Source organism: Shewanella sp. (genome assembly GCF_051658185.1).
In the GTDB taxonomy this organism is placed as follows: Bacteria; Pseudomonadota; Gammaproteobacteria; order Enterobacterales; family Shewanellaceae; genus Shewanella.
The window spans coordinates 1-3,190 of sequence record NZ_JBOFMC010000097.1 but is presented as its reverse complement, the minus strand read 5'-3'; the positions used below and the strand labels follow the sequence as shown (position 1 = coordinate 3,190).

Below are 3,190 nucleotides of genomic sequence, written 5' to 3'. Positions count from 1 at the left end.
TATAGGGGGCAAAAACATGGATCTGAAGCTTTTAACCATTTTTGCCACGACCGAGCCAAGACCACCAAAGTCGCCATTTGCTACGAACGTGTAGCCATCATCGCCGAAAATAAATCCAAAAACAGGTGCGGAAAGTCGGGTTTATGAGTGATGACGATATTCCGCTGACGAATAATGAGGCAGAGCGAGCGCTGCGCGGCTATGTGCTGTGGCGCAAAGGGAGCTACGGCGTGTGTTCACATCGAGGGGAGCAGTTTCGTCAGCGGATCCTGTCATTGATGGAGACAGCGAAACGGCTGGGTCGTTGCCCCCAAGAGTGGCTGCGCGCCATCGTCCGAGCCTGCATCGAGAAAACGGATTACCCCATCCCTGCGGAGTTGTGCGTGTCAAGCCCTTGTAGGTGAACGGTTACAAGCGCGCAGGTGGGGCAAGATGCCAAAACATCTCAAATCGGCGCTTATCGTTGACCTATGCGCGTTCGAAGCCCAGACGATGGCTTGCGTGGTTTAAAAACTACACAGAAATTGCCTCGTTTGGTCCGGCATTTTGAACAGCGCTCGCAATCAACTTGGTTGTTATTGCCTTGTGCCCAGCGTTTAATTAATTGCGGCTCGGCTAATAATGGCCGTGATAGGGCAAAAAACTTAATATTGGTTGTGGCGGCGAGATCTTCGATTGCGTGAATATCGCTCAAGCCACCGACGGTGATCACGGGGATATCGATGTCGTTACTAATAACGGCGCCGTATTCACGGAAATACCCTTCCTGTTGAATGGTATGACCATCAAAGCTTTGGCCGATCAGCGTATTCGCATTGCCATGGTTATTACCGGAAATGATAATTGCATCAACGCCAAGCGCTTTTAGTTTTTTACAAATCTGGCGGGTTTCATTAAAGGTTAGGCCGCCAGTAAAAAACTCTGATGCGGTCAGCTTAACCAAAATGGGATGTTCGGCGCCAACCTGCTTGCGGATCGCTTGGTAAATTTCAACTAAGAAACGTAGGCGATTATCTAAGCTGCCACCGTATTGGTCTTTGCGCTGGTTATAATACGGGCTTAAAAATTGATTAATTAGGTAGGTGTGAGCTGCGTGAATTTCAACACCATCAAATCCGGCTAATTTTGCGCGTAAACTGGCTTGAGCAAACGCGTTGACAATATAATCAATCTCGGCTGTCGTCATTTCTTTACCCAATGTCTGGGTACTGCGTTCAGCGACTGCGCTAGGCGCAAAAATCACGCGCTCACCTAGGTTATAGGTGGTTTTCGTGCCGCCATAAGCCAGTTGCATTACGATTTTGGCGCCATGACGTTGGACTAAATCGGTTAGCTTTTTATATTCTGGGATGAAGGAATCATCATACATGCCCATCATGCCAGCATTAGGTTTTTCTTCAGCCACAATATTGGCGTAACCGGTCACGATTAAGCCAACGTCACCTTGGGCTAATTGTTCATAGACCGCATACAATTTTTCTGTCATATGACCGGTATCGGTTGCCAGATTTTCCCAAGTGGCACTACGTACAAAACGATTTTTTAACTTCATAGTGCCAATGCTGGCTGGTGAAAATACAATACTCAAGTGCATCTCCTTAAAAAATCTACCCAATGTTATATTTTCATTAGGTTACCGATGTTATTTAACAAACCGTGATTTTTGAATGACGGCCAAAGTTAATTATTTGTTAAATTACTTAATTTAGATCCAAATACAGATGAAATCAGCCTGTAGGCCTTGATTTTAATTGCGTTTAATTTGATTTGTTCGCATAAAGTAAAAGTGCTTATGGCAAATTTGTAAAATTATGCTGAATACTACCGTTCGGCAATGCGAGTTAGTAATATCGGCCTGAGGAATTATTTCATTTTAACACTTGTGGACGCTGAAAATAATCCTCTCAAGGGCTTAATTGGGGGCCGCGCCTAGGGAGGGTGCGAACAAGTCTGTGAGATGAGATCATAGTGTTCATCCGGAGCTGCACTCTTGGGGGGATCATCAGGGCGTCCGCATGAGTGTTTGTTTTTTGAACTAACAAGGTTGGTCTCGTTGTAATCGCGACTTATTTTGCACGATAAATAACCAATTTGGTTGGCGTTGGAAGTGTTTATAGCTCACTTCGTGCTCGACTCACAGAGCTACTGAGCTCAAAAAAACGTTCATGCGGACGCTTTGGGGGGATCATTAGCCATCAACTGACCTTCGCCGACGGTGAATTAAGCAGTAAGCGTCATTAGAGCAGAAAAGAAATTTTTTGTCCCGCATGGATAAGATCCTGCCATGGCAAAACATCCCCTAGGGAAAGTGCGAACAAGTCATTGTTGTGAGATCATTGGCCCACTTGATATCAGGGATGAGGTTCAGCATGAGCCACCAACAAATCTTCACGGACGGCGAGCTCAATGGCAAACGTCACAAAACCCGTAAAGAAATATTCTTGGCGCGCATGGAAGCGGTGCTCCCATGGTCAAAAATGCTGACGGTCATCGAGCCCGTCTATCCCAAGGCTGGTAAAGGCCGGCATCCTGACCCATTCGACCCCATGCTCCGCATTCACTGCATGCAGCAGTGGTATAACCTCAGTGACGGCGCCATGGAAGACGCACTCTACGAGATTACTTCGATGCGTCTATTTGCCAAACTCTCCCTGGACAAGGCCATCCCCGACCGAACTACTATCATGAATTTTCGGCATTTGCTGGAGCAGCATCAACTGGCACGCCAACTCTTCGATACCATCAACCTGTGGCTTTTTGATGCTGGCATCATGATGAAGCAAGGTACGCTGGTTGATGCCACCCTCATCGAAGCCCCCAACGCCACCAAAAACAAGCGTGGAGAGCGTGACCCCGAGATGCATCGTTAGCTCTGCGACTTTGGTGGCCAGATTCAGTGTGCCAAAACACTATATAAAGAAGAGAAGGTTTGAGCAGTTATGCGCTAAAGCTTTTCAAAACGCCATAAATGATCGATAAACTCGCGCAAGTCGTTGTATTTCATGGCATCACCGCTGTGGTTTCGACAGCTAAAGTATAAGTAAAACCAGAGAAAATGTGGATAAATGTGTGCAAAACATGGCGTATGCTTTGTATAAATCGAAAGTTCACGATTTTTGCAATTTTCTTTAAAAAAGCCCTTGCGCAAAATCGGCGGCGCTCTATAATGCGCCTCATCGACACGGCACAC

Annotated in this window: 2 protein-coding genes and 2 pseudogenes; 2 read left to right on the top strand and 2 right to left on the bottom strand. The window is 46.5% G+C overall.

Annotated elements, in window-relative coordinates; genetic code table 11:
- Window positions 1–140: 140 nt before the first annotated feature.
- Window positions 141–404: pseudogene (locus ACRCZA_RS04165) on the top strand (IS66 family transposase); the annotation flags it as partial.
- 53 nt (window positions 405–457) lie between these two features.
- Here ACRCZA_RS04165 and ACRCZA_RS04160 read toward each other — a convergent pair.
- Window positions 458–1,588 carry an NADH:flavin oxidoreductase gene (locus ACRCZA_RS04160; RefSeq protein ID WP_438673215.1) on the bottom strand — a complete coding sequence of 377 codons (1,131 nt, stop codon included), beginning with the start codon at window positions 1,586–1,588 and terminating at the stop codon, window positions 458–460.
- A 781-nt stretch (window positions 1,589–2,369) separates the two neighbouring features.
- On the opposite strand from ACRCZA_RS04160, the pseudogene ACRCZA_RS04155 reads away from it, so the two are divergent.
- Window positions 2,370–2,867, top strand: a pseudogene (locus ACRCZA_RS04155) (IS5 family transposase); the annotation flags it as partial.
- A 133-nt stretch (window positions 2,868–3,000) separates the two neighbouring features.
- On the opposite strand, the gene ACRCZA_RS04150 reads toward ACRCZA_RS04155, so the two are convergent.
- A partial coding sequence (locus tag ACRCZA_RS04150) for a hypothetical protein (RefSeq protein WP_438673214.1) occupies window positions 3,001–3,190 on the bottom strand: 190 nt, incomplete at its 5' end.